The sequence below is a fragment of the Streptomyces abyssomicinicus genome, from assembly GCF_008974245.1.
Classification (GTDB): Bacteria; Actinomycetota; Actinomycetes; order Streptomycetales; family Streptomycetaceae; genus Streptomyces; species Streptomyces abyssomicinicus.
Genome location: NZ_BBZI01000005.1, coordinates 1,175,432 through 1,198,793 on the forward strand (window position 1 = coordinate 1,175,432; position 23,362 = coordinate 1,198,793).

Consider the following 23,362-nt stretch of genomic DNA (forward strand, 5'->3'; position numbering starts at 1 on the left):
CGCCACGAGGTCGGTCGCCGCCTCTCTCCTTCGCTACCGGTGTCCGGGGGAGAGGCCCGTGGCCGCGACGAACAACGTTCCGTCACCCTCCGCCGTGATGTCCCGGTCCGAGTCGGGGAGGAAGCACGAGCCGCCCGGCCCCAGCGGCAACTTCTGGCCGCCGGGCCCGCGCAGCAGCGCGGTGCCCTCCGCGCAGAGGGCGATCCTGGGCCCTCGCGGCGGGGTCACGGGCTCCGGCCCTCCGCCGAGCCGGACCCGGTACAGCGCGAACTCCTCCACCGGGCACCGGTACACCCGCGTACGCTCCGACCCCGCGACGCCCTCGGGCCGCACCACGGGGACCGGCACCGCGGGGTCGGTGATCCGCAGCAGCTCCGGTATGTCCACCTCCTTGGTGGTGAGGCCCGCGCGCAGCACGTTGTCGGAGCCGGCCATCAGCTCCACGCCCACTCCGCGGATGTAGGAGTGCAGTCCTCCGGCCGGCACGAACAACGCGGTGCCCGGCTCCAGGACCTGGTGCCGCAGCAGCAGGGAGGCGACCAGACCGAGATCCCCCGGGTGATGCTCCGCCATGCGCGCCACCGCGTCGTAGGCCGCCGCGTGGGGCCCGGGGAGCGCCGCCAGCCGCCGGCTCGCCTCCACGACGGCGTGCACCAGCGCCGCACGGTCGTCGCGCGGCCACTCGAGCACGGTCCGCAGGGCGTCGCTGAGCGCGGCGCCGTCGCCGTTGCTGCCGCTGCCGTTGTCACGCAGGATGTGCGTGACCCGGCGCAGACGCGTGATGCCGAGGCCCTCCAGCACGGCCACCGCCTCGTCGCGGGAGCGGAAACCGGCGAGCACCTCGAAGGAGGTGAGCGCGTAGAGCAGTTCGGGTTTGGGCCAGTCGTCGGCGTACGGCCCGTGGTCCGCCCCGCCTCTCCGCCGGGCGCCGAACCCCGCGCGTGCCTGCTCCCGGTCCGGGTGCACCTGGATGGACAGCGGCTGTTCGGCGGCCAGCACCTTCAGCAGGAAGGGCAGCCGGCCACCGAACCGGCCGGCGCACGCCGCCCCGAGCTCCCGTTCCGGGGCGTCGGCGACCACCCGCTGGAGCGTGGTCGTGCGCCCGTCGCGGGTGAGCCCGGCCGGACCTGCCGGATGGGCCCCCATCCACAGCTCCGCCTCGGGCCCGTCCGAGGGCTCTTCCCGTCCCTGGAGCCTGGCCAGCGCGTGCCGGGAGCCCCAGGCATAGGGCTTGATGATTGGTCGCAGTAGATCCACGGTCGGTACCGTAGCCACGATTTATGTAAACCGGTATAGGCATGCTGGAGCATGCTGTCACCGTCGTGGGGTGATCGCGGAGTGGAGAGCGTTCGGCGCTGTTCGGTAACCGGTTTAGCTGATCGCGTCGATGCGCCGGCCGGCTGCGCGAGCACCGTGGCTCGTCCCTCACCAGGTGATCCGGTCGGCGGCCACGCGTGGCATCCTGCCCGCAGCGACGTCCCGGCCGGGGGCGGCCGAGGGAGGGGCGATGTCATGACGACGACCGGGCGGACGGCCGGTGGCGGCACGGGGGAGCGGCGGCGCATCGGGGTCCTGGTGCTGGGGAACCTCCTCGGCGGCGTCGGCGTGGCCTCCGGCATCACCATGACCACCCTGCTCGTGGAACGGCTCGGAGCCACCGAACTGGCCGGGCTCGGTCAGGCGGTCGGGGTGCTGGGCGCCGCGGTGGCGGCGGTGCCGCTTGCCCGGCTGGCGGCCCGGCGCGGGCGCCGGTGGTCGCTGGGCGTCGGCTACGCGATCGCGGTGCTGGGCGCCTCGCTGATCGTCGCCGCCGCGACGGCCGGACAACTGGCCCTCGTCATGGCGGGCCTGTGCCTCTTCGGCGTGGCCCAGGCGTGCAACCTGCAGACCCGGTACGCCGCCGCGGACGGCGTCGCGCCCGAGGTGAGGGCCCGCACCATGGCCGTGGTGGTGTGGGCGACGACCGTCGGCTCCGTCGCCGGGCCCAACCTCACCGCCTTCGGCCAGGCGGTCGGCGAGTCCGCCGGGGTCCTCGGACTGGCGGGGCCCTACCTGCTCTCCGGTGCGGCGTTCGCGGGGGCGTGCGCGCTGGTCGTGGCGCTCTACCGCGGCAGGCAGGAGAAGCCCGGTCCGCCCGGCAAGGCCGCGGGGGCCGGACCGGCCGCCATGGGGGCGCTGGCCGCCCTCCGCTGGACGGCGGGTCACCCCTCCGCCCTGTTCGCCGTCGTCCTCCTGGCCACCGCGCACGCGACCATGATCATGGTCATGGTGATGACGCCGCTGCACATGCAGCACCACGGCATGTCCCTGCGGATCGTCGGCGTGGTCATCAGCGTGCACATCGCCGCCATGTACGGACTCAGCCCGGTCTTCGGCCGCCTGGCCGACCGCTGGGGCCCGCTGCGCACCGCCTTCCTCGGCATCGCCGTTCTGTGGGCCGCCGTCACGCTCGGCTACGCGGCCGCCTCGGGCGGCGGGGAGGCGCTCACCGCGGCGGCCCTCGCGGTGCTGGGTCTCGGCTGGTCCCTGTCGACACTCGCCGCCTCCACGCTGCTGGCAGCCGTCGACGACGACCGGGTGCGGGTGCCCCTGCAGGGTGCCGCCGACGCCGGCATGAACTACGCGGGGGCCGCCGTCGCCGCGCTCGCCGGCCCGGTCCTCGCCGTGGGCGGCTTCCGCGGGGTCAACCTGGCGGGCGCCGCCCTGCTCCTGCCCGCGCTCGGGCTCGCCGTCCTGCTCGCGCGGCGCCGGGCGGCGGTCGCCACCTGACCTCGATGGGCGCGAGGGCGTCCGTCGGGCAGGTCACCTCACGCCCGCGCCCTGCCGCGGGGGTCCCGCGGTGTGACCGCGCCGGTCCGGGCGGAAGCCGGCTGTCGGTCGTCGACGCGTCCACCCGGCGCGACGCGGAGGCGGTGGTCGCGCACGTACGCCGGGCGTGGGCGGCTCCTACCAGTGGGCGGGCCGACGCAGCGCCGCAGGCACCTTGGTGGCCGCGTCGCCCCGGGCGGCGTCGAGCTGCGACTGGGTGAGGAACAGGGCGCCGGTCAGGTCGGCACCGCTCAGGTCGGCGTCGCGCAGGTCCGCTCCGATCAGGTCCGCCTCCCGCAGGTCGGCCCCGCCGAGGTCGGCGGCGACCAGGAGGGCGCCGCGGAGACTCGCGCCCCGCAGGTCGGCGCCGGCCAGCCGGGCGCCCATCAGGTCGGCGGACCGGTGGTTCCTCCGCCTGCCCGGGACGTGGGCGCGCGCCAGTTCGCTCGCCCGCAGCAGCGACGCGTTGACCTCCCCGCGCAGCGCGTCGACGTCCAGAGCGGTGATCGACTCGGGTGTGCCGCGGGACAGGTCGTCGATGTGCGCCCGTGCCCGCCGCAACTCCTTGTGGACGGGGCGGGCGGAGGGCAGGGCGAGCGCCTCGGTGACGTACCGGAGCAGTTCGTGCAGCTGCCGCATGACCGGGAAGACCGCGAACATGGCGCGCGCCGTGCTCGGCGACGCACGCCAGTCGGTGCCGCCGAAGGTGACCTGCGAGACCTTCTGCCCGGCGCCGAAGCAGTCGAAGACGGTGCAGCCCTGGTAACCCTCGTCCCGCAGCCGGACGTGGATGCCGCAGCGGAAGTCCTGCCGGAGGTTGGAGCACGGCTGCCCGGCAGGCTTGTCGGCGGCGAAGTCGGTGGACCGGGCGAAGGGGAGCGCCACGCAGCAGAGGCCGAAGCAGCTCGAGCAGTCCGCCCGGAGCTCCTCGCGGGGCTCGCCGCCGGCGCCTTCCGGGCGCGCCCCGCGTTTCGTGCGTGTCCCGTGCTCCCCGCGCGCGGCGGTGTCCGGCCGAGGTTGTCCGGTCTGCCGTCCCTGCCCGCCCTGCGGCACGGCGCGGCCCTCGCCGCCGGTGGCGCCCCGCCGCCGGTCCGTCCGGCGCGGGCGCCCTCGTCCACCGGTCACGGAAGGCCGCTCGCGCCCTCCCGCCGACGAGGGCCCTCCGTGCTCTGTGGACACCGTTCACTCCTGTCGCCGACGAACACCCCTGTCCGGTACGGCCGGTGTCCGGAGAACGCCCTCATCCTCGCACGCAGACGCAGACGCAGACTCGCTGTCGGCGGGTCGGCGGGTCGGCGCTGCTGCCCGGTTTCACGACCGGTGCGGGCGGCAACGCAGTCGCAGCGCGGGCCCGGCGCTGATCGCGGTTGAAGTCGCCCGTGTGTCCCAGCGGTTGGACACCCGGTTGACCCGGTCGTCCACCCCCTGGCATCGTCCCTGCTCATGAGGCCCGTCGCTGATCATCCGCAGGCGCTCGTCGCGCTCGTCGCGCGGCGGCACGTCGACCTGTGCCGCCAGTCCAGCGCCATCTGTCGCTGACTTCCGGGTCCCTCTCCCGTTTTCCCGCCGTAGTGCCGCGCGCCGCGTTCACGGGCGTCCGGCCGCCGCACCGCCGTCCGTGTGTCCGGAGCGCGCGTAGCTGAGGCGGTTCCGCACCAGGCCCGAGGCGTGCGTCGTTCCGTGGTCGTGGTCGTGGTCGTGGTCGTGGTCGTGGTCGTGGTCGCGGCTGCGGTCGCGTCACGGCGCGGTGGCAGCCGGCACCGGCGTGGCGCGCGCCGCCGCACCCGGGCATCCCCTTCATCCCGGTTTCACCCCGGCCGGCCGACTTCACCCGGCCAACTTCACCCCGGTCAACCCTGACGTGCTCACCAACGTGGGCACCCGTACGGAGGATTCCGCATGTCCGAGATATCCCGTCGTGCCTTCGCCGGCCTGGTCGGTGCGGGTGCCGCCGGCGCCGTCGCAGGCACCGCCGCCACCGCCCCCGCAGCAGCGGGTTCCCCCGGCGAGCGGCCGTTCCAGGCCCGTCACGGCTCCGGCTCCGGGAAGCGGCCCAACGTCCTGTTCATCCTGGGTGACGACCTCGGCTGGGCCGACCTGTCCTCGTACGGAGCCCCGCACATCAGAACGCCCAACCTGGACCGCCTGGCCGCCCAGGGAGTGCGGTTCACCGACGCCTACTCCGGTTCGGCCACCTGCTCCCCGACGCGCTTCAGCCTCTACACCGGCCGCTTCCCCGGCCGCACGCAGGGCGGCCTCGCCGAGCCCATCGGCAACCGGACGCAGGGCCTGGACCCGAACCACCCGACCCTGGCCTCCCTGCTGAAGAAGGCCGGCTACGCCACCGCCCTGATCGGCAAGTGGCACTGCGGCTGGCTGCCGGACTACAGCCCCACCAAGTCGGGATGGGACGAGTTCTTCGGCAACTTCGGCGGCGCGCTCGAGTACTTCTCCAAGCTGGGTCAGCTCGGCGACTACGACCTCTACGAAGGCGACGCCACCTACAAGGACCTCCGCTACTACACCACCGTCCTCACCGAACGCGCGGTCGACTACGTCGGACGCAAGCACGACCGGCCCTGGCTCCTGAACCTCAACTTCACCACCCCGCACTGGCCCTGGATCGGAGAGAACGACGAGGAGGCCGCCGCCGACATCGCCGACCGGATCCGTTCCGGCGACGTCCTGGGCGGACTCAAGCACGACGACGGCGGATCGGTGGAGAAGTACAAGGAGATGGTGGAGGACCTCGACGCCTCCGTCGGGAAGGTGCTCGAGGCGCTGCGGCGATCCGGTCAGGAGGACAACACGATCGTCATCTTCGCCAGCGACAACGGCGGAGAGCGCTTCTCCTACCAGTGGCCGCTCAGCGGCGCCAAGGCCCAGCTCCTCGAGGGCGGCATCAGGGTGCCGACCATCCTCCGCTGGCCGGACCGGATCCGTGCCCGTCAGGTCAGCCGCGAGCCGGTGTACTCCCCCGACTGGACGGCGACACTGCTCGAACTGGGCGGCGCCCGGCCCGACCCGGCCTACCCTCTCGACGGCCACAGCTTCGCCGGCTACTTGCTGCGGGGCGAACGGGCGCCCCGGCACGACCTGTTCTGGCGCGTCCGGGGCAACCGGGCACTGCGGCGCGGTGACTGGAAGTACTACCGCGACTCGGCCGGCAAGGACCACCTGTACAACCTGGCCGCCGACCAGCGCGAGCAGGCGGACCTCGCGGCACAACGCCCCGAACTGCTCGCGGAGTTGAAGGCCGCCTGGGAGGCCACGAACTCCGGTCTCCTGCCGTACCCCTCCTGAGCGGGCCGCCCCGGGCGATCATTTTGCCCGGGTCCGGAGTCTCCTTCACGATCGACATTCACTCCCTGCCGGGGCCGCCTCGCCGCGGCGCCGGCAGGGGGCCTTGTGGAACACGACCGTGACAGGAGCCCGTCCCATGACCGATCCGCAATTCGCGCCGAACCCCGCCCGCGGCAGCGGCACATGGCCCGCGATCCACGCCGAGCGGGCGGCTCTGGCGGCCGACCTCGCGGACCTGACCGAGGAGCGGTGGGCCACCCCTTCGCTCTGCGCCGGGCTGACGGTGCGCGAGGTCCTCGCGCACCTCACCGCGGGCGCGAGCCTCAACGCCGTGCGCTGGCTGGCGGGAGTCGTCCGCTGCCGGTTCGACTTCGATCGGCAGGTGTCCGTGCGGCTGGCCGAGCAGATGGGCGCCACCCCTGCCGCGACCCTCGACCGGTTCCGGCGGACCGTCCGGAGCACCACCAAGCCGCCCCTCCCCGCCGTGGCCATGCTGGGCGAAACCGTCGTGCACGGCGAGGACATCCGGCGCCCGCTGGGTGTCCGGCACGACCATCCGATCGAGACGCTCACCAGGGTGGCCGAGTACTACTCCGGCTCCGACCTCGTGGTCCTGGCCAAGGGGCGCATCGCAGGGCTACGGCTGGCCGCCGACGACGGCCCGTTCAGCGCGGGTACCGGGCCCGTGGTGTCCGGCCCGACGCTGGCCCTGACCATGGCGATGACCGGACGGGCGGTGTACTGCGGCGATCTCCGGGGCGAGGGCGTGGAACTCCTGCGCGCCAGGTGCGAGGGCGCCTGACGGGCACTCATCCGGCGGCGGCGCTACTTCTCGAGCGCGAGTCGGACGCCGAACCCGGCGATCACCGTTCCGGTGACACGGTCGAGGCGGCGGCGCACCGAAGGCCGCTGCAGCCGGTGCCGGAGCATCTGCGCGAGGGCGATCAGCACGCAGGCCCAGGCACTGCCCAGGAGGACGTGTATCCCGCTGAGCAGGACGCCCGCCGCGAGGTGCGGGGCGTCGGGTGGGATGAACTGGGGGAGCAGCGCGACGTAGAAGGCGCCCACCTTGGGGTTGAGCAGATTGGTCGCCAGTCCTTGGCGCCAGCCGCCGAGCAGCGTGTCGCCCGCGTCCGTCCCTGCCCCTGCCCCTGCCGCTGCCGCTTCCCCTGCCCCCGCACCGGTCCCGGCCTCCGTCCCGGCCTCCTCGCCTTCCGTTCCGCCGGGACGGCGCCGGGCGGACCAGAGCATGCGGCAGCCCATCCACACCAGGTACGCGGCCCCGGCCCATCGCAGCACGTCGTAGGTGAGGTGGGACGCGGTCAGCAGCGCGGTCACACCGAGCGAGGTGAGCACGCCCCAGACCAGCGTGCCGGTCTGGATCCCGAAGATCACACCCAAGGCCCGACGGCGGTGCCCGACCGCTGCCGTGCGCAGGACGAGTGCGGTGTCCAGCCCAGGGGTGAGGGTCAGCAGCCCCACCATCAGAGTAAAGGCCCACAGGGCGTCCATGGCGATCACAAGTGCTCACCCTAGGTCGACGATGGACGGACATCCACCTTCCTGCCCGATATCGGGCAGTATCCGGGGGAATGGCGTGCGAGTGGCGCCCCGTGGCGCGCGGCCGGGCATGCCTCAGCCGGTGGTCTTGACCTGAACCGTGCTCGAGGTTCCACGATGGCGCGGTGACTGACGCACGATTCACCACCGACGACGGCATCACCCTCATCGACCTCTGGGAACTGCCCGAGGAACGCATCGACGAAGCGATCGCCCGCTGGAAGGAGCGGGTCGCGCTCATCCACACCGCTCCGGGGTTCCGGGATGCCTGCCTGCACCGCGGGCTGGACCCCGAGGCAGCCCGTTTCGGCCTGGTCAACATCGCGCACTGGGACAGCGTCGAGGCGCGGGACAAGGCACTCGCCCGCCCCGGCTTCACCGCGTCGGCGGCCACCACGACCGGTTACGCCACCGTGCGCGGCGGCTGGTACCGCGTGGCAGCCGCGTTCGGCGCCCAGGGGGACGGCTCGGGCATCACCGTGGTCGAGGCGTTCGAGCTGCCCCCGGAGCGGCTCGACGGCTTCCTTCCGTGGTGGTCGGACCGCGTCGAGCTGACGAGCGAGGCCCCCGGTTTCCAGGACGCCCGGCTGCACCGCGCGGTCGCCCCGGACACCCGCTTCCAGGCGGTCGGCGTCGCGCACTGGGACAGCCCTGAGGCGTGGCGGACGGCGACGGCGGCCGGCGGCCCCTTGGTCCAGGGGCACCCGTCCGCCCCGCCCGGGTTCACCACCGTGGGCCCTGTCCTCCTCCGGTCCGGCGCCGCCTTCTGACCGCACCGGGATCGGGGGGACGGTGGCCCATAACGTCCGTGGGGCCCGGCAGTTGACCTGGTGAAGCTTCGGACCGAGCCGTCGTCCAGAGAACGGGAGCCAGCCTTGACCACCAGTGCCCAGCCCAGTCCCGGCGTCCACCTGTGCTCGCTGAAGGTGGCCGTTCCGCAGCTCGTCCAGCCCGGCCCCACCTATCAGGTCGTCAGGTTCCCGTTCGGCCCGGCCGAATCCACCGACCCGCACCGCATGCACCAGGCCGTGCAGCCCGACGGCCACACCGTGACCGACTGGGCGGGCGACGACCGGTCAGGTCTGATCTGGCCGGCCGTGCGGGGGTGGGGCCACCTCTACGCCATGCTCCAGTGGGCCGACCCCGTTGGCCCCGCCGCCCCCGCCGCCCCCGCCGATCCCACCGACGCCACGGAGTACCGGGACCAGTTCGCCCGCGATCCGCTGGAACTGTTCGGCCCCGTGGACACCACGGCGACCGAGCACCGCGCCCCCACCATCGGCGGCGAGTACTGGACGAAGGTCTGGGGCATCGTCTGCGACCCGGGCGTCCCCCTCGCCGTCCGGGTCGCCCACAACGCCGGGGCAGCCGTGAGCCTCACCTTCGCCGAGTTCAAGCTGGCCATCCAGCCGCTGGCCGAGTGACCGGCCGGCCGACCAGCGGTCCGGGGGCCCTCGCTAATCTCGTCGCATGTCCGATCGAACGGCCGTCGCCGCCCTAGCCCTCGCCCAGGTCCTGGCCCACTGCGGCGGCAGTCCCGCCGCGGCCGTCCAGCAGCTGACGCGTGCCGTCGCCTCCGACCCGGCCGCCCCCGAGCCCTACGCCGCCCTCGCCGAACTGCGCCGCGACCACCCCGCGGAGTTCGCCGACGCCGTCACCGACGGCACCTCCCTGAGCGCCGTGCTCGCCCAGTCGTACGCGGCCTTCCTCGACGGCGACATGGACAGCGCCGTCATGGCACTCGGCTCCGTCACCGGCGCTCGCCCCGACGTCCCCTGGGCCGAGGCCCCCTGGTTCGGCGAGGACCGTCTCCTGGACTCCGTGAGCCCCGACGCCCTCGCCGAAGCCGTCATGCGCACGACGGACTACGGCCGGTCCCTCGACACCGAGGCCGTCCGCACGGGGCTCCGGAACTGGTTCCGGGCCATCGACACCGTCACCGCGCGCCGACCGCAGCCGGAGGCGATGGCCAGGATGGCGATCTTCCTGCGCGCCTGCGGCCTCACCGACGCCTCGCTCGCGCTGTGCGACCAGGCCGACCTCGTCGAGCCGGTCATGCTGACGGAGGTGGTCCGCGCCGGCACCTGGCGCCGTCTGGGGGACCTCGACCGGACGGCCGCCGCCTTCGAGCGGGCCCTCACCCTCGACCCCGCCAACTGGTCGCTCCACCTCGACCTGGCCGATCTCCGCGCCGAGCAGGGCGACTTCGGCGCAGCCGTCGCCCATGCGGCCGACGGCCTGGAACACGAGCCCACCGAGCCCGCTCTGCGCGCCGCCCACGCGGCCTACCGCGCCCGGTCGGGCGGCTCGCCGGACGCCTTGCGCGAACTCATCGTCCTGGCAGCGGACATCGACGGATCCGGCTACCGGAACCTCCTGATCGACCACGCCTGCGCCGGACCGGGCCTTCCCGCGGACCTGGTCACCGAGGCCCGCCGTCTTCAGGCGAGCTGAGCGGCGCGGGCGTTGCGGGTACGGCCCTCCCGGTGCCGGTGCCGGTGCCGGTGCCGGCCGTCGGCCGCTGCCTACGCCGCCGCGGGCGCGACGTTCTGGTTCCGGTGGAAGAGGTTCTCCGGGTCGTAGGCGCGCTTCACCGCGGCCAACCGGTCGTAGTGGCTCCGGTAGGTCGCCTGGACCCGCTCCGTCCCCTCGTGCTCGCCGATGAAGTTCACGTAGCCGCCACCCATCGAGTACGGGTGCAGTGCCTCCCAGTAGTCGGTGCACCACTGCCGCAGCGCCCCCGCGTTGGCCGGGTCGGGGTCGATGCCGGCGAACACGCCGGACCAGACGGCGTCCCGGTAGGCCCAGGCCGTGTCGTCGGCGCCCACCCGGTGGGCCGCGCCGTCGATCGGGTACAGGTGCATCGTGGACAGGCCCGAGGGCAGGTCCTCCCCGAACCTCTGGTGGATCTCCACGGCGTCGTCCGGGATGCTGTCGAAGAAGTCACCTCTCCAGTACCACTGAAGGCCCTTGGGGAGCAGGGCGTCGAACATGCTCTGCAGAGCGGGCAGCGGCATGGGCGCGGTGAAGTGGAAGGCGGGAGGCGCCGGTTGGCTCACAGAGGCGAGCAACTGGTCCAGACGGCCGCCCTCCTGCTCCCCGGCCCAGCACCACACCACGGCGGAGACGGTCTGCCCGTACATCTCCTCGGGGAACGGCGGGCCGGGCGGCACCACCATGGCGGCGTAGAAGCCGCTGAGTTCCTCCGGCGCGGCGGGCAGGAACTCGCGGTACCAGCGCAGCACGTCCGAGGCGCGGTCCACGGGCCACGCCGTCAGGCCGACCGTCACCGTGTCCACGGGGTGCAGCCGGAAGGTGAACTCGGTGACCACCCCGAAGTTGCCGCCGCCGCCCCGCAACGCCCAGAAGAGATCCGGGTGTTCGTCCTCCGAGGCGGTGACGAAGGAACCGTCGGCCAGCACCACGTCGGCGGAGAGCAGACTGTCGATCGTGAGCCCGAACTTGCGGGTGAGGTGGCCGTGACCGCCGCCCAGGGTCAGGCCGCTGACCCCGGTGGTCGAGTTGATCCCTGACGGCAGGCCGAGGCCGAAGGTGTGGGCGGCGTGGTCGAGGTCGCCGAGCTGGCTGCCCCCGCCCACCTGCGCCGTGCGCGCCTTCGGGTCCACCCTCACCCAGCGCATCGGCGACAGGTCGAGCGCGATGGCGTCGTCGGCCACCCCCAGGCCCGGCCCGCTGTGGCCGCCGCCGCGCACGGTGAGTTCCGCTCCGGTGTTCCGGGCCAGTGAAAGCACCTCTCGCACATCGCCCACGTCCACACACCGTGCGACCGCGGCGGGGCGCTTGTCGATCATCGCGTTGTAGACGCTGCGCGCCTCGTCGTATCCGGCGTCCTCCGGGGTGACCACCTCACCCCGCATCGTCTCGCGCAGCTTGTCCAGCACGGCTCGGTCCACCGCGCCCATGGCGCCGGCGGCGGAGCCGGTGTCGGTCGTGCCCATGATGCAACACCTCGGTCGAGAGTCCTTGAGCAGCGGACGGACGGAGGTGCACGCGATGACCGGCTGGACGGAAAGCGGGCTCGTGGCGCGACGGCCGTTCGCGCTCGGATGTCGGCGCGGGGCAGACGATCCCTCGCGCTGTTCCATTCTCCCGCCGCACCGCGCTCCATGCATCCGGGCACACGGCGGGACGCCGCCCCCGTCCTCGGCGCGGACCGTGCCACAGTGGAGGCATGTGCGGCCGTTACGTCTCCACCCGCAGCCCCCAGGAACTCACCCGGATCTTCGACGTGGTCGAATGGCACCCCGAGGAGACACTCGAGCAGAGCTGGAACGTCGCCCCCACCGACGAGGTCTACGCCGTCCTGGAGCGCGCCGGCCGAGGGGCCGCCGAGGACGCGCCGGTGCGCAGGGAGCTGCGGACACCGCGCTGGGGCCTGGTCCCGTCCTGGGCGAAGGATCCGAAGATCGGCTCGCGGATGATCAACGCCCGGGTGGAGACCGTGCACGAGAAGTCGGCCTACCGCCGGGCCTTCGCACGACGCCGCTGCCTGCTCCCGGCGGACGGCTTCTACGAGTGGCAGCAGGTGAAGGACGAGGCCACGGGCAAGGTCCGCAAGCAGCCGTACTTCATCCACCCCGCCGACGGAGAGGTGATGGCCCTCGCCGGCCTGTACGAGTTCTGGCGCGACCCGGCGGTCGAGGACCGCGAGGACCCCGCCGCCTGGCTGCTGACCTGCACCATCATCACCACCGAGGCCACCGACGCGGCCGGCCGCGTCCACCCCCGCATGCCGCTCGCCCTCACCCCCGACCACTACGAGGCGTGGCTCGACCCCCACCACGACGACGCCGGCCACCTGCGGGACCTGCTCACCCGGCCCGCCGACGGGAACCTCGGCGCCCGCCCGGTCTCCACGGCCGTGAACAGCACCCGCAGCAACGGGCCACAGCTCCTGGACGAGGTCGCCTGAGGGCACTGTCGATGGTGGACTTCAGTGCTCATGGACGCCGTCAGCCTCTTGACAATCAATAGGTATCGATCGATATTCGATTGACTCCCACAGGTCGTGGTTCCGTGATCGGGCCGCGGCCGCCGTCGACCACGGAGGCGTTGCGCATGAGGACGGCCGTACCGGTGACGATCACCGTGACCGGGCTCGCGCTGATGGCGTTCATGATCGTCGTCGAGGGCGAACCCGGTGCCCTGCCGCTGGCGCTGATCGCGCTGGGCGCCGGGTGGTTCGGCCTCGCCCGCGTGCGTCGCGGGACCTCGCGCCGGGGGTGAGGCGACCGTGCGCGCCCGCCCCCGGCGTCAGTCGCCGGGCCGGGCGGCCCGGGCCCGCTCAAGGTAGGCCGTCAGGGCGACCATGCTCTCGGCCGGCCAGGGCAGATTCCGGCTGAGCCCGGCCCCCTGGTCCTGCCACATCCGCCGGGCCGCGGCCTTGGTCCGCTCGCCGCCCGCGCCCTCGGCGTGGAAGGCGGAGCCGAGTTCCTCCCAACGCCGCAGAAGGTCCTGCACCCCGGGGTCGTCCACCGGGGTGTCGTCCCGCACGTGGCCCAGCAACTGCTCGACCAGTCCGGCGAAGCGGCTCCGGGCCTCCTCGACGGCGTCGGGGCCGAGCGCGTCGCGACGGCGCGCCAGCTCCTCGCGCTGCTCGTCCGTGAAATAGCTGTCCAGCATCGAGATCATCTCCAACGTCGTCATGAACTGGTCCGGATCGGGCAACGCCCCCGTGTCCAGCTGCCGCAGCAGACCGCCGACCTGCCGGACGAGCTGCTGGAGCCGCTCGGCCTGCGCGGTCAGCTGCTCCAGCTGCGCGGCCAGCAGGGCGCGCGTGCCGGCCAGGTCCTCGGGCGCGCCGAGCATGCGCTTGATCTCCTCCAAGGGCATGCCGAGGCTGCGCAGCGTCCGTACCCGGTACAGCCGCCGCAGGTCGGCCGCGGTGTAGCGGCGGTGTCCCGAAGCCGTCCGCTCGCCGGCCCGCAGCAGGCCGATCTCGTCGTAGTGGTGCAACGCGCGCACCGTCACGCCGGTGGCCTGGGCCAGCTCGCCGATGCTCCACCGGCGCCCAGGGTCTTCGCCGAGGGGGGTGTCTTCTCCGATCACGAGGGCAACGCTAGGACCTCCCGCAGCGTCAGGTTCAAGCCGTCGCACGGCGGCGCCCGGGATGCGGCGGGACGGGTTTACTGTGGAAGAAATATTCCTTTCATTCCTTTTCTCCCTTCGGGATCCCGGGGGTCACGATGATCGAGGAACTGCTGGTGGCGGGCGGGTCGCTGGCGGCCGTGGGCGCGGTGTACCTGACTGCCGCGGTGCGGGTCGTCAAGCAGTACGAGCGGGGCGTCGTCTTCCGCCTGGGACGGCTTCGGGCCCCGGCACGCGAGCCGGGCCTCACACTGATCGTTCCGGCGGTCGACCGGCTGCGGAAGGTCAACATGCAGATCGTGACCCTGCCGGTGCCCGCGCAGGAGGGGATCACGCGCGACAACGTGACCGTCCGGGTGGACGCGGTCGTCTACTTCAAGGTCGTCGACGCGGCGGACGCGATCGTCCGGGTCGAGGACTACCGCTTCGCCGTCTCGCAGATGGCGCAGACCTCGCTCAGGTCCATCATCGGCAAGAGCGACCTCGACGACCTGCTGTCCAACCGGGAGAAGCTGAACCAGGGCCTGGAGCTGATGATCGACAGCCCCGCGGTCGGCTGGGGCGTGCAGATCGACCGGGTCGAGATCAAGGACGTCTCCCTGCCGGAGAGCATGAAGCGCTCCATGGCCCGGCAGGCCGAGGCGGCCCGGGACCGGCGGGCCCGCGTCATCAACGCCGACGCGGAACTCCAGGCGTCGAAGAAGCTGGCCGAGGCGGCGCAGCAGATGGCCGACACGCCCTCCGCGCTCCAACTGCGGCTGCTGCAGACGGTGGTGGCGGTGGCCGCCGAGAAGAACTCCACCCTCGTCCTGCCCTTCCCGGTGGAACTCCTCCGCTTCCTGGAACGCGCCGCCCAGCCGCAGGTCTCCGGAGCGGTCCAGCCGGTCACCAGGCCGGCGCCGGTGGGGCCGCCGCCGACCGCGGCGGCACCGGGGGAGGGGGCTACGGAGAGCATCCTCCAGCGCCTGCGGGACCTCGCGGAGCATCCGCAGGGCGCGCAGGAGTGGCACCGGTAGGCCCACGACGGCCGCCGCGCCCGTCGTGCCGAGGGGCGACGCCCCCGAGGAACTCGTGCGCGCCGCGGAGCCTGGTGTGCAACCGGCTCTGGGAGACCCGGCTGTCGAGCCGCACGTCGAGCGGGCCGGGCACGGAGGCGGCCCGCCGGCCGGCGGGCAGCCGAGCGCCGTCGAGCCCGTCACGCCGGGCGACGAGCAGCCCCAGCTCGAACCGGCTCATGGCATCCGGGCCGGCCAGGTGGACGATGCCCGCCGCATCGGAGAACGCGATCTCCCACAGGGCGGCGGCGAGGTCCTCGACGTGCACCGGGCAGCGGATGTCGTCGGTGAACAGGACCCCTTCGCGCGTGCCGGCCGCCAGGGCGTGCGCGAGGCGCTCGTGCTCGGACCGGCCGTGCCCGATGATCAGTGAGGTGCGGGCCACGACGGCACCCGGCAGCAGCAGCCGCACCGCTGTCTCGGCAGCGGCCTTGGCGGCGCCGTAGGGGTAGACCGGATCGGGGAGGCAGGTCTCCTCGTAGCGGTCCCTCGCGCCGGAGAACACCGCGTCGCTCGAGACGTGGACCAGGCGGCAGCCCAGGTCGGCCGCGGCCAGTGCCACGCGGACCGCACCGTCCGCGGTGACCGACCAGTCGGCACCGCCGCTCGACGCGTTGATCACCACGGAGGGGGCCACCTCGGCCATCACACGGGTGACACCCGCGGAGTCCCGAAGGTCCAGCGGGTACCAGGCGGCACCCGAGGCGCGACCGGGCCGGGAGGAGTACGAAGCGGCCGTCCCGTGCCCTGCCGCGAGCGCCTGGCGGACCAGCTCCGCGCCCAGGAAGCCGCTTCCCCCGATGACCAGTACCGTCATGGGCCGACACGGTAGCGGAGGGGATCCGTGGCGGGGAACGCGGCCTCTAGAGCAGGACCAGCAGCTTGGTGCCCGGGATCAGCTTCCTGTTGACCGAGGTGGACTGGACGAAGACGGTGTAGGCCTCGTTGCTGCCCGGCGTCACGGTGACCTCCGACGCCGGCAGGCCGAGGAGCTGACGGGCGGCCGGGCCGGTGAAGACCTTGCCGGTCATCCGGCCCGTGGCCGGGTCCTTCTCCGCCACGGCGATCTGCTTCCTCGCCTGGATCTTCTCGCGCTTGGAGAGCTCGTAGAAGGCGCAGCCCGTCCTGTACGGGTGGCCGGCGCTGGTGACGAAGTCACGGATGGCCGTCTGCTCGTCGACGGGTATCAGCACGTACTTCCCGGCGTCCATGGCCTGGAGGTTGGTCTTCACGTCGGCCGTGCTCAGGTCCTGGCCCATGGAGAAGAGGTTCCTGGTGCCGCGGACGCCCTGCTCGCGGTCCCGGAGGAACCTGGTGGCGGCCGACTTGACCGTGCCGATCGCCTCCTCGACGCCCTGGGCCGAGTCGGCGTCCCAGATCGATATGTTGCCGGTGGGGAAGCCGTACTGCTGGGCGGTGCGCTTGGCCAGCGAGTTGGGCACCATGATGGCCGACGTCCAGTGGTCCGGCAGGCTGTTCAGCTTGTCGGCGATCCTGCTCCGCCACTCGTCCAGCAGGGCGCGGCCGTTGGGAAGGTGGTCGTGGCGGCGGCCGGTCGTGTCCGCGCCGGAGGCGTTCTCCTCGCCGTCCGTGACGACCACCTGGAGGAAGCTGTGCTCGCCGTACTCCTCCCAGATGTGGCCGAGGTCGTCGAGGGCCTTCACCGAGGCCTGGATCAGCGCGGTCGCGCCGTTCTCGACGGTGTACAGGCCGCGCATGGACGGGAGGTGCTTGACGTCCATGTCCCAGACCAGGTTCTCGACCAGGTGGTCGAAGGCGTAGAGACTGATGCGGGTCTCGTGGCCGAGCCGGTCGGACTCCTCCGCGAGGCCCTTCACGAACTCGTCGACGACGCGGATGAGCTGCTCCGAATGGCCCTGCATCGAGCCGGACTTGTCGATGACGAGGGCGACGTGGTTCACCAGGTGCTTCTTGAGTCGGGCCTTTGCCGTCGTGCTCATCGCGTCAGTTCCCTTCGGTTCGTCTCCCCGGGACCGCGGAAAAGGGCATGCGGGGATACGGCTTCTTGAATGAGGGCTTGGCCAGTTGCCGGTCAGCGACTACCGGGACCGCGCATCCCGGCGTGGACTGTCGTTCGTCCAGCTGATGTCCTCATCCTAGGGAGGGGCACTGACAACGCGGTGGTGCGGTGGGTGCCGGCGGACGGGCGGGTTTGCTCACGGCGCCGGGTGCGGGGCCGTCCGGGTCCGGACCGCCGGGGCCGGCGGCGCGGGCCCCGGCGGTGGGGCCGGCGGTGGGGCCGGGCTCAGACGTGGGCGGTGGGACGGCCGAGGTACCAGACCGGACCGTCGTCGGGGATCTCGAGGTCCTGGAAGCCCACGCGGTCGTAGAAGGCGCGGGCCGGGGTGTTGGCCTGCGCCATGCAGAGGTGCACCGCGTCGACGCCGGCCTCGTGCAGGGCGGCGAGGTACGTGTCCATGAGGGCGCGCCCCAGACCCTTGCCCTGCCACGGCGGGAGGATGTCGATGTGCAAGTGGGCCGGATACACGCGGAGCTGGGGCAGCACCATGCGTTCCGGATTGTGCAGCAGCGCGGCCATCGACCGGTCGGGGGTCGGCTCGCCGCCGTCGGGCGTGGGCGGCGGGTACGCGTCGACGACGGCGGGCAGCCAATGGTCGCGGAACCAGCCGACGAAGCCCGGGGTGTCGGCGGTGCCGACGATGTAGCCGACCGCCTCGCCGTCCCCGTCGTCGATGACGAAGGACAGCTCGGGCTCCCGGTCGACGTAGGGGTAGGCGAAGATCGTCGGAAGGATCGTCGGGTCGGCGTAGTGCGGGGTGGCGTCACCCCCGTTGTGGGCGGTGAGCACACAGATGCGGCCGACGGCCGGGCGGTCGGAGGACCGGTAGGGGCGTACGAAGGGCACGGACGTCATGAGACGTGATGATGGCACGTGGACGCCGTCGGCGACACGGGGTTCAGTGGGCGAACAGGCCTGTCCCCTCAGGGCCGTTCACCGGTCCGGGACTCGTGGCGTCGGCGGCGGCGCCATGGGCGGCGGTGAACGCCGCGGCGTCCCAGCGGCCGCCCAGGCGGGGTGACAGCCAATCTGCGGCGGCCTCCCGGAAGGCACGCGGAGGCAGCACCCCGGCGCCTTGGGGGATCGCGCCCAGCAGCGGGGCGCCCGCCACGTGGGGGAGGTCGGTCAGGTTGCAGCGGGCGGCGAGGTCCGGGTCCGGGGGCCAGCTGCCGACCACGACGCCGAGCTGTTCGAGCTTCCGCGACCGGAGAGCCTCGGCGGTCAGCGCCGTGGTGTTGAGGGTGCCGAGGCCGGCGGGGGCGACGACCAGGACGGGTGCGCCCAGCAGCGCCGCGGCGTCGGCCAGGGTGGCGCCGCGGTCGTCGAGGCGGACGAGCAGGCCGCCCGCGCCCTCGACGAGGACCAGGTCGTGCTCGGCGGCCAGCTTCTCGGCCGCCTCGGCGACGCGCTCCGGGCGGACCGCGGGCGCACCGGCCCGGCGCGCGGCGGTCGCCGGTGCCAACGGCTCGGGGAAGCGGGCCAGCTCGACCGCGGTGACGGACCCACGGACCCCCGCGGCCGCCCGCGCCGCGGCCGCCCGCGCCGCACCCGTCCGCCCCGGGTCCCCGGCGCCCCCGGCGAGGCGTGCCGCCTCCGCCGCGTCACCGGGTTCACCCGGAGCCAGACCCGTCTGGGCCGGCTTCAGCACCGCCACCGAGCGGCCCGCGGCCACCGCCAGCGCGGCCACCGCCGCGGTGACCACGGTCTTGCCGATCTCGGTTCCGGTACCCGATACGACGATCACTGACATGTCGGTCCTCGGTCCTCGTGTTCCAGTCGCTCGTTCATCCCGCCGCGGCCGCCGCGCACACCGCGCGACAGATCCGGGCCAGGTCGTCGTCCTGCGTCACGTACGGCGGCATCACGTACACCAGGTCGCGGAAGGGACGCAGCCAGACCCCCTCGCGCACCGCCGCGGCGGTGGCCGCCGCCATGTCGACCGGGTGGTCGAGCTGCACGACCCCGATGGCGCCCAGTACCCGGACGTCCGCCACACCCGGGAGGGCGTGCGCCGCCGCCAGGCCCTCCCGCAGTCCGGTCTCGAGGCGCTTCACCTCCTGCCGCCAGTCCTGACCGAGCAGCAGGTCCACGGAGGCGCAGGCGACCGCGGCGGCCAGCGGGTTGCCCATGAACGTCGGGCCGTGCGCCAGCACCGGGACCTCGCCGCGGGAGATGCCCTCCGCGATCCGGGTGGTGCACAGGGTCGCGGCCATCGTCAGATAGCCGCCGGTCAGGGCCTTGCCCAGGCACATCACGTCCGGCGCGACCCCGGCGTGGCCGGCCGCGAAGAGTTCACCGGTGCGCCCGAACCCGGTGGCGATCTCGTCGAAGACCAGCAGGACGTCGTGCGCGTCGCAGGCTTCGCGCAGGACCCGCAGGTAGGCGGGGGAGTGGAAGCGCATGCCGCCGGCGCCCTGCACGACCGGCTCGACGACCACGGCCGCCGTCTCCTCGGCGTGCGCGGCGATCAGGTCGGCGAGACGCCGCGCGTACCCCTCGTCCCACTCCTCGGGCGGCACGTCCGCGAAGACCTGGCGGGGCAGGACGCCCTGCCACAGCTCGTGCATCCCGCCCTCCGGGTCGCACACCGACATGGGCTGCCAGGTGTCGCCGTGGTAGCCGCCGCGCCAGGTCAGCAGCCGGCGCTTGCCGGGGCGGCCGAGTGAACGCCAGTACTGCAGGCACATCTTGAACGCCACCTCGACCGACACCGAGCCGGAGTCGGCGAGGAAGACGTGCCGCAGCGGCTCGGGCGTGATCTCCACCAGCCGGGCCGCCAGCCGAACGGCCGGCTCGTGGGTGAGACCGCCGAACATCACGTGGCTCATCCGGCCCAGCTGGGCGGTCGCCGCCTCGTTGAGCACCGGGTGGTTGTAGCCGTGCACCGCCGACCACCAGGACGCCATCCCGTCGACCAGCTCCCGCTGCCCGTGCACCTCCCGCGCGAGGCGGAGGCGGACCCCGGAGGCGGACTCGACGAGCAGCGGGTCCGTCCGGCCCGGCATCGGACCGTACGGATGCCACACGTGCGCCCGGTCCAGGGCCAGCAGCGCGTCCGGGGCCGGGGACGCGTCCAGGGCGAGTTCAGGCATTGGGCGCGAGATCCGTCCCCGCGCCGCGTCGGCGCACCGTCACCAGGTCCGTCCGCGGCCCTGCCGCGGCGGCGGGCACCGACCCCCCGGCCGGCTCGGACCCTGCGGCGGGCTCGGACCCCGCGGACGGCTCGGGCTCCCCGGCCGCCACGGGTTCCCCGGTTGCCGCGGGCTCCCCGGCACTCCCGCACGGCCCCGCCGCCGGGGCGTGACCGCCACAGCCCTCGAGGCGTGCGCCGTCACCCGCGGGGTCGTGCCCGCGGTCCGGCGCGCCGTCGGCGCACGGGCCCTGCGCGTCGTGGCCGCACGGCCCCTGCGCGTCGTCGCCGCACGCCGAACCGCAGGCGCCGCCCGCCTCCGCGCGGTGCCGTGGCAGGGTCGGCGTGTCCGTCCCCTCGACCTCGAACCCGGCGTCCGCGATCATCTCCAGGTCGGCCCGGCCCGCCTGGCCCTCGCTGGTCAGGTAGTCGCCCAGGAAGATGGAGTTGGCCAGGTGCAGCGCCAGCGGCTGGAGCGTGCGCAGGTGGACCTCGCGGCCGCCGGCGAGGCGGACCTCGACGTCCGGACAGACGAACCGCACCATCGCCAGGATCCGCAGGGCGCGCTGCGGGGTGAGGTTCCACTCCTCGGCCAGCGGGGTGCCCTCGAACGGGATGAGGAAGTTGACCGGCACCGAGTCCGGGTCCAGGGCGCGCAGGGCGAACACCACGTCGACCAGGTCCTCGTCGGACTCGCCCATGCCGGCGATCAGGCCGGAGCAGGCGGAGAGCCCCGCCCCGTGCGCCTTCTCGACCGTGTCGACGCGGTCCGCGTAGGTGTGCGTCGTGGTGATCTCGCCGTAGGTGCTCTCCGAGGTGTTCAGGTTGTGGTTGTACGCGTCGGCGCCCGCGTCGCGCAGCCGCTCCGCCTGGCCGTCGGCGAGGAGCCCGAGGCACGCGCAGACCTCGACGCCCTCGTTGAGGCCCTTCACCGCCTCGATGGTCCGCGAGACCCGGTCGACGTCCCGGTCCGTGGGCCCGCGGCCGCTCGCCACCAGGCAGACCCGCTTGGCGCCGCCGGCCACCCCGGCGGCGGCCGCCTCGGCGGCCTCCTCCGGCTTGAGCCAGGTGTACTTGAGGATGTCGGCCTTCGACCCCAGCCGCTGCGAACAGTACGAGCAGTCCTCGGGGCAGAGGCCGGACTTGAGGTTGACCAGGTAGTTGAGCTTCACCCGGCGGCCGAACCAGTGGCGGCGCACGCGGCCGGCCGCGGCCACCACATCGAGCAGGTCGTCGTCGGAGGTCGCCAGCACGGCGAGGGCTTCTGCACGGGTCGGCGGCTCACGTCGGAGCCCCTTCTCCACCAGAACGTCGAGGAGGTCCATGGCTTGATCCTTGCCCACGAGCCGGGCCGGGCCAAGAAGGAAACGGACAAGAAGACGCCGTCCGGCGTGTGTGGATGACCACAGTTCGTGACCGGGCGACTGCGGCTAGGGTCGGTCGTTGCACGTGAACCACCAGGAAAAGGACCGGAACTGCCATGCAGCAGCCCCGCCAGGATCCCTTCGGCTGGATCGACGAGGAGGCGCGCCGCCGCGAACGCGCGGGGCTGGTGCGGGTGTTGCGTCCCCGTGAGGCGGACGTCGGAGGCGACGGCGCCCCGCTCGACCTCGCGGGCAACGACTACCTCGGCCTCACCCGCCACCCCGAGGTGATCTCGGCGGCGGGCGCCGCGGCGGCCCGGTGGGGAGCGGGGGCCACCGGTTCCCGTCTGGTCACCGGCACCACCGCCCTGCACACCGCACTCGAGTGCGAACTCGCCCGCTTCTGCGGCTTCGAGGCCGCCCTGGTGTTCTCCTCCGGCTACGCGGCCAACCTCGCCGCCGTCACCGCGCTGGCCGCCCACCGGGACGGGCTGGTGGTCTCGGACGCGGCCAACCACGCCTCCCTCGTGGACGGCTGCCGCCTCAGCCGGGCCGAGACGGCCGTGGTGCCGCACGCCGACCCAGGCGCGGTGCGCAAGACCCTCGCCGCGCATCCGGGCCGGCGGTCCCTGGTCGTCACCGACTCCGTCTTCTCGGTCGACGGCGACGCCGCCCCGCTGACCGCCCTCGCGAGGGTGTGCCGTGAGGCGGGGGCCGCGCTGCTCGTCGACGACGCCCATGGGCTGGGAGTCCTCGGCGACGGAGGCCGCGGGGCGCCGCACGCGGCGGGGCTCGCGGGCGCGGCGGACACTGTGGCGACGGTGACCCTGTCGAAGTCGCTGGGCAGCCAGGGCGGAGCCGTGCTCGGCCCGGCCCGGGTGGTGGAGCACCTGGTCAACACGGCCCGCACCTTCATCTTCGACACGGGTCTCGCCCCGGCCGCCGCCGGTGCCGCCCTGGCCGCCCTGCGGCTCCTGGAACGCGAGCCCGGCCGCGCCGCGCGGGCCAGGGAGATCGCGGCGGCCCTGCACGAGGCGCTCACCACGGCGGGTCTGGCCGTCGCCCGGCCGGATGCCGCGGTCGTCTCGGTGCGCGCGCCGTCCCCCGGCGCCGCGCTGCGCTGGGCCGCGGACTGCCGCGAGGCCGGACTGCTGGTCGGCTGCTTCCGGCCGCCGTCCGTCCCCGACGGCGTCTCGCGGCTGCGGCTGACCGCACGGGCCGACCTCACCGACCGTCAGGTTGCCGCGGCGGTGCGGACCGTCCTGCGCACCGCGCCCGCCGACGTCTGGGCAACCGCGCGGTCCTCAGTCGTTCACTGCGCGGAATAACCGCGCGTGCAAGGAAGTTGGGGATCGCAGGACTGATGCCGACGACTGGGAGTCACCTGTGAACCGCTCGTTCCTGTTCCTGCTTGGCAGCGCCCGGCAGGGCGGCAACACCGAGACGCTGGCGCGGGCCGCGGCGGAGCAACTGCCCGCCGGGGCCGAGCAGCGCTGGCTCGACCTGGCGCGACTGCCCCTGGCGGACTTCGTCGACGCACGGCACTCCGGCGAGGCATGGCCGGAGCCTCGGGACCCGGAGGCCGGGAACGAGGCGGCACTGCGCGACGCCACGCTCGCGGCCACCGACATCGTGCTGGCCACACCGCTGTACTGGTACTCGGTGTCCTCCTCCACCAAGGCGTACCTGGACCACTGGACCAAGTGGCTGAACGTGCCCGGGCTGGACTTCCGCGAGCGGATGGCCGGACGCACCCTGTGGGGCGTGGCGGCGATGGGGGACCGGGCGGAGGGGGTCGCCCAGCCGCTGGACCTCATGCTGGGGAACACCGCGGCGTACATGAAGATGCGCTACGGCGGCGTGCTGCTGGGCAACGGCTCCGGACCGGGGCAGGTGCTCGACGACACGCGGGCCGTCGCCCGGGCCAAGACGTTCTTCGCCCGCCGGGCGCCGCTCGCGCGTTCCACCGGCGAGTGACGGACCCCGGGCGGCC

Annotated in this window: 23 protein-coding genes; 12 read left to right on the plus strand and 11 right to left on the minus strand. The window is 73.5% G+C overall.

Features of this window, described 5'->3' with window-relative positions:
• Nucleotides 1-33 precede the first annotated feature (33 nt).
• On the minus strand, nucleotides 34-1,257 hold the full coding sequence (manA, locus tag GBN72_RS04795) for a mannose-6-phosphate isomerase, class I (protein ID WP_151770331.1): 1,224 nt from the start codon (nucleotides 1,255-1,257) through the stop codon (nucleotides 34-36).
• A 255-nt stretch (nucleotides 1,258-1,512) separates the two neighbouring features.
• Between manA and GBN72_RS04800 the strand changes: the two genes are divergently transcribed.
• On the plus strand, nucleotides 1,513-2,769 hold the full coding sequence (locus GBN72_RS04800; RefSeq protein WP_151770332.1) for an MFS transporter: 1,257 nt from the start codon (nucleotides 1,513-1,515) through the stop codon (nucleotides 2,767-2,769).
• 177 nt (nucleotides 2,770-2,946) lie between these two features.
• On the opposite strand, the gene GBN72_RS04805 is transcribed toward GBN72_RS04800, so the two are convergent.
• Nucleotides 2,947-3,861: a pentapeptide repeat-containing protein gene (locus tag GBN72_RS04805; RefSeq protein WP_151770948.1), complete on the minus strand. Its 915-nt coding sequence runs from the start codon at nucleotides 3,859-3,861 to the stop codon at nucleotides 2,947-2,949.
• A 390-nt stretch (nucleotides 3,862-4,251) separates the two neighbouring features.
• Here GBN72_RS04805 and GBN72_RS36010 point away from each other — a divergent pair, with 390 nt between their 5' ends.
• The 3 genes from GBN72_RS36010 to GBN72_RS04815 all read left to right on the plus strand — a co-directional run bounded on the left by GBN72_RS36010 (nucleotide 4,252) and on the right by GBN72_RS04815 (nucleotide 6,913).
• Nucleotides 4,252-4,347: a putative leader peptide gene (locus GBN72_RS36010; protein ID WP_359270157.1), complete on the plus strand. Its 96-nt coding sequence runs from the start codon at nucleotides 4,252-4,254 to the stop codon at nucleotides 4,345-4,347.
• A 360-nt stretch (nucleotides 4,348-4,707) separates the two neighbouring features.
• A complete protein-coding gene (locus GBN72_RS04810) occupies nucleotides 4,708-6,111 on the plus strand; it encodes a sulfatase family protein (RefSeq protein WP_151770333.1) in 1,404 nt (467 codons plus the stop codon).
• A 136-nt stretch (nucleotides 6,112-6,247) separates the two neighbouring features.
• Nucleotides 6,248-6,913 carry a maleylpyruvate isomerase family mycothiol-dependent enzyme gene (locus GBN72_RS04815; RefSeq protein ID WP_151770334.1) on the plus strand — a complete coding sequence of 222 codons (666 nt, stop codon included), beginning with the start codon at nucleotides 6,248-6,250 and terminating at the stop codon, nucleotides 6,911-6,913.
• Nucleotides 6,914-6,936: 23 nt separating this feature from the next.
• Here GBN72_RS04815 and GBN72_RS04820 read toward each other — a convergent pair whose 3' ends face one another.
• Complete coding sequence (locus tag GBN72_RS04820; protein ID WP_151770949.1) at nucleotides 6,937-7,623, minus strand: LysE family translocator; 687 nt, start codon at nucleotides 7,621-7,623, stop codon at nucleotides 6,937-6,939.
• 173 nt (nucleotides 7,624-7,796) lie between these two features.
• Between GBN72_RS04820 and GBN72_RS04825 the strand changes: the two genes are divergently transcribed.
• From GBN72_RS04825 to GBN72_RS04835, 3 genes are all read left to right on the plus strand, one after another.
• Nucleotides 7,797-8,441 carry an antibiotic biosynthesis monooxygenase family protein gene (locus GBN72_RS04825; RefSeq protein WP_151770335.1) on the plus strand — a complete coding sequence of 215 codons (645 nt, stop codon included), beginning with the start codon at nucleotides 7,797-7,799 and terminating at the stop codon, nucleotides 8,439-8,441.
• Between the two features lie 105 nt (nucleotides 8,442-8,546).
• Nucleotides 8,547-9,095: a hypothetical protein gene (locus GBN72_RS04830; RefSeq protein ID WP_151770336.1), complete on the plus strand. Its 549-nt coding sequence runs from the start codon at nucleotides 8,547-8,549 to the stop codon at nucleotides 9,093-9,095.
• 46 nt (nucleotides 9,096-9,141) lie between these two features.
• On the plus strand, nucleotides 9,142-10,125 hold the full coding sequence (locus tag GBN72_RS04835) for a tetratricopeptide repeat protein (RefSeq protein WP_151770337.1): 984 nt from the start codon (nucleotides 9,142-9,144) through the stop codon (nucleotides 10,123-10,125).
• Between the two features lie 71 nt (nucleotides 10,126-10,196).
• Here the strand turns inward: GBN72_RS04835 and GBN72_RS04840 are convergent, their stop codons facing one another.
• Nucleotides 10,197-11,594, minus strand: a complete 1,398-nt coding sequence (locus tag GBN72_RS04840; protein WP_174887087.1) for an FAD-binding oxidoreductase — start codon at nucleotides 11,592-11,594, stop codon at nucleotides 10,197-10,199.
• A gap of 269 nt (nucleotides 11,595-11,863) precedes the next feature.
• On the opposite strand from GBN72_RS04840, the gene GBN72_RS04845 reads away from it, so the two are divergent.
• Nucleotides 11,864-12,604, plus strand: coding sequence for an SOS response-associated peptidase (locus tag GBN72_RS04845; protein ID WP_151770338.1), 741 nt, complete (start codon nucleotides 11,864-11,866; stop codon nucleotides 12,602-12,604).
• Nucleotides 12,605-12,750: 146 nt separating this feature from the next.
• Nucleotides 12,751-12,918, plus strand: coding sequence for a hypothetical protein (locus tag GBN72_RS33985; protein ID WP_164540385.1), 168 nt, complete (start codon nucleotides 12,751-12,753; stop codon nucleotides 12,916-12,918).
• A gap of 27 nt (nucleotides 12,919-12,945) precedes the next feature.
• On the opposite strand, the gene GBN72_RS04850 is transcribed toward GBN72_RS33985, so the two are convergent.
• Nucleotides 12,946-13,737 carry a MerR family transcriptional regulator gene (locus GBN72_RS04850; protein WP_151770951.1) on the minus strand — a complete coding sequence of 264 codons (792 nt, stop codon included), beginning with the start codon at nucleotides 13,735-13,737 and terminating at the stop codon, nucleotides 12,946-12,948.
• Nucleotides 13,738-13,877: 140 nt separating this feature from the next.
• Here GBN72_RS04850 and GBN72_RS04855 point away from each other — a divergent pair, with 140 nt between their 5' ends.
• Nucleotides 13,878-14,795 (plus strand): slipin family protein, encoded by a 918-nt coding sequence (locus GBN72_RS04855; protein ID WP_151770339.1) that lies wholly within the window; start codon nucleotides 13,878-13,880, stop codon nucleotides 14,793-14,795.
• Here GBN72_RS04855 and GBN72_RS04860 read toward each other — a convergent pair.
• From GBN72_RS04860 to bioB, 6 genes are all read right to left on the minus strand, one after another.
• A complete protein-coding gene (locus GBN72_RS04860; protein ID WP_151770340.1) occupies nucleotides 14,722-15,651 on the minus strand; it encodes an SDR family oxidoreductase in 930 nt (309 codons plus the stop codon). The genes GBN72_RS04855 and GBN72_RS04860 overlap by 74 nt on opposite strands.
• Before the next feature lie 46 nt (nucleotides 15,652-15,697).
• The gene (locus GBN72_RS04865) at nucleotides 15,698-16,795 is read right to left on the minus strand and encodes a vWA domain-containing protein (protein WP_151770341.1); all 1,098 of its coding nucleotides are present in this window, start codon (nucleotides 16,793-16,795) and stop codon (nucleotides 15,698-15,700) included.
• Nucleotides 16,796-17,100: 305 nt separating this feature from the next.
• The gene (locus GBN72_RS04870) at nucleotides 17,101-17,730 is read right to left on the minus strand and encodes a GNAT family N-acetyltransferase (RefSeq protein WP_151770342.1); all 630 of its coding nucleotides are present in this window, start codon (nucleotides 17,728-17,730) and stop codon (nucleotides 17,101-17,103) included.
• A gap of 43 nt (nucleotides 17,731-17,773) precedes the next feature.
• The gene (gene bioD, locus GBN72_RS04875) at nucleotides 17,774-18,625 is read right to left on the minus strand and encodes a dethiobiotin synthase (RefSeq protein WP_151770343.1); all 852 of its coding nucleotides are present in this window, start codon (nucleotides 18,623-18,625) and stop codon (nucleotides 17,774-17,776) included.
• Between the two features lie 34 nt (nucleotides 18,626-18,659).
• A complete protein-coding gene (locus GBN72_RS04880; protein WP_151770344.1) occupies nucleotides 18,660-19,967 on the minus strand; it encodes an adenosylmethionine--8-amino-7-oxononanoate transaminase in 1,308 nt (435 codons plus the stop codon).
• Complete coding sequence (gene bioB, locus GBN72_RS04885; RefSeq protein WP_151770345.1) at nucleotides 19,960-21,330, minus strand: biotin synthase BioB; 1,371 nt, start codon at nucleotides 21,328-21,330, stop codon at nucleotides 19,960-19,962. Before bioB ends, GBN72_RS04880 begins: the two co-directional genes overlap by 8 nt.
• 155 nt (nucleotides 21,331-21,485) lie before the next feature.
• Here bioB and GBN72_RS04890 point away from each other — a divergent pair, with 155 nt between their 5' ends.
• The gene (locus tag GBN72_RS04890; RefSeq protein WP_151770346.1) at nucleotides 21,486-22,697 is read left to right on the plus strand and encodes an 8-amino-7-oxononanoate synthase; all 1,212 of its coding nucleotides are present in this window, start codon (nucleotides 21,486-21,488) and stop codon (nucleotides 22,695-22,697) included.
• A 58-nt stretch (nucleotides 22,698-22,755) separates the two neighbouring features.
• Complete coding sequence (locus GBN72_RS04895; RefSeq protein WP_151770347.1) at nucleotides 22,756-23,346, plus strand: flavodoxin family protein; 591 nt, start codon at nucleotides 22,756-22,758, stop codon at nucleotides 23,344-23,346.
• Nucleotides 23,347-23,362: the final 16 nt, after the last annotated feature.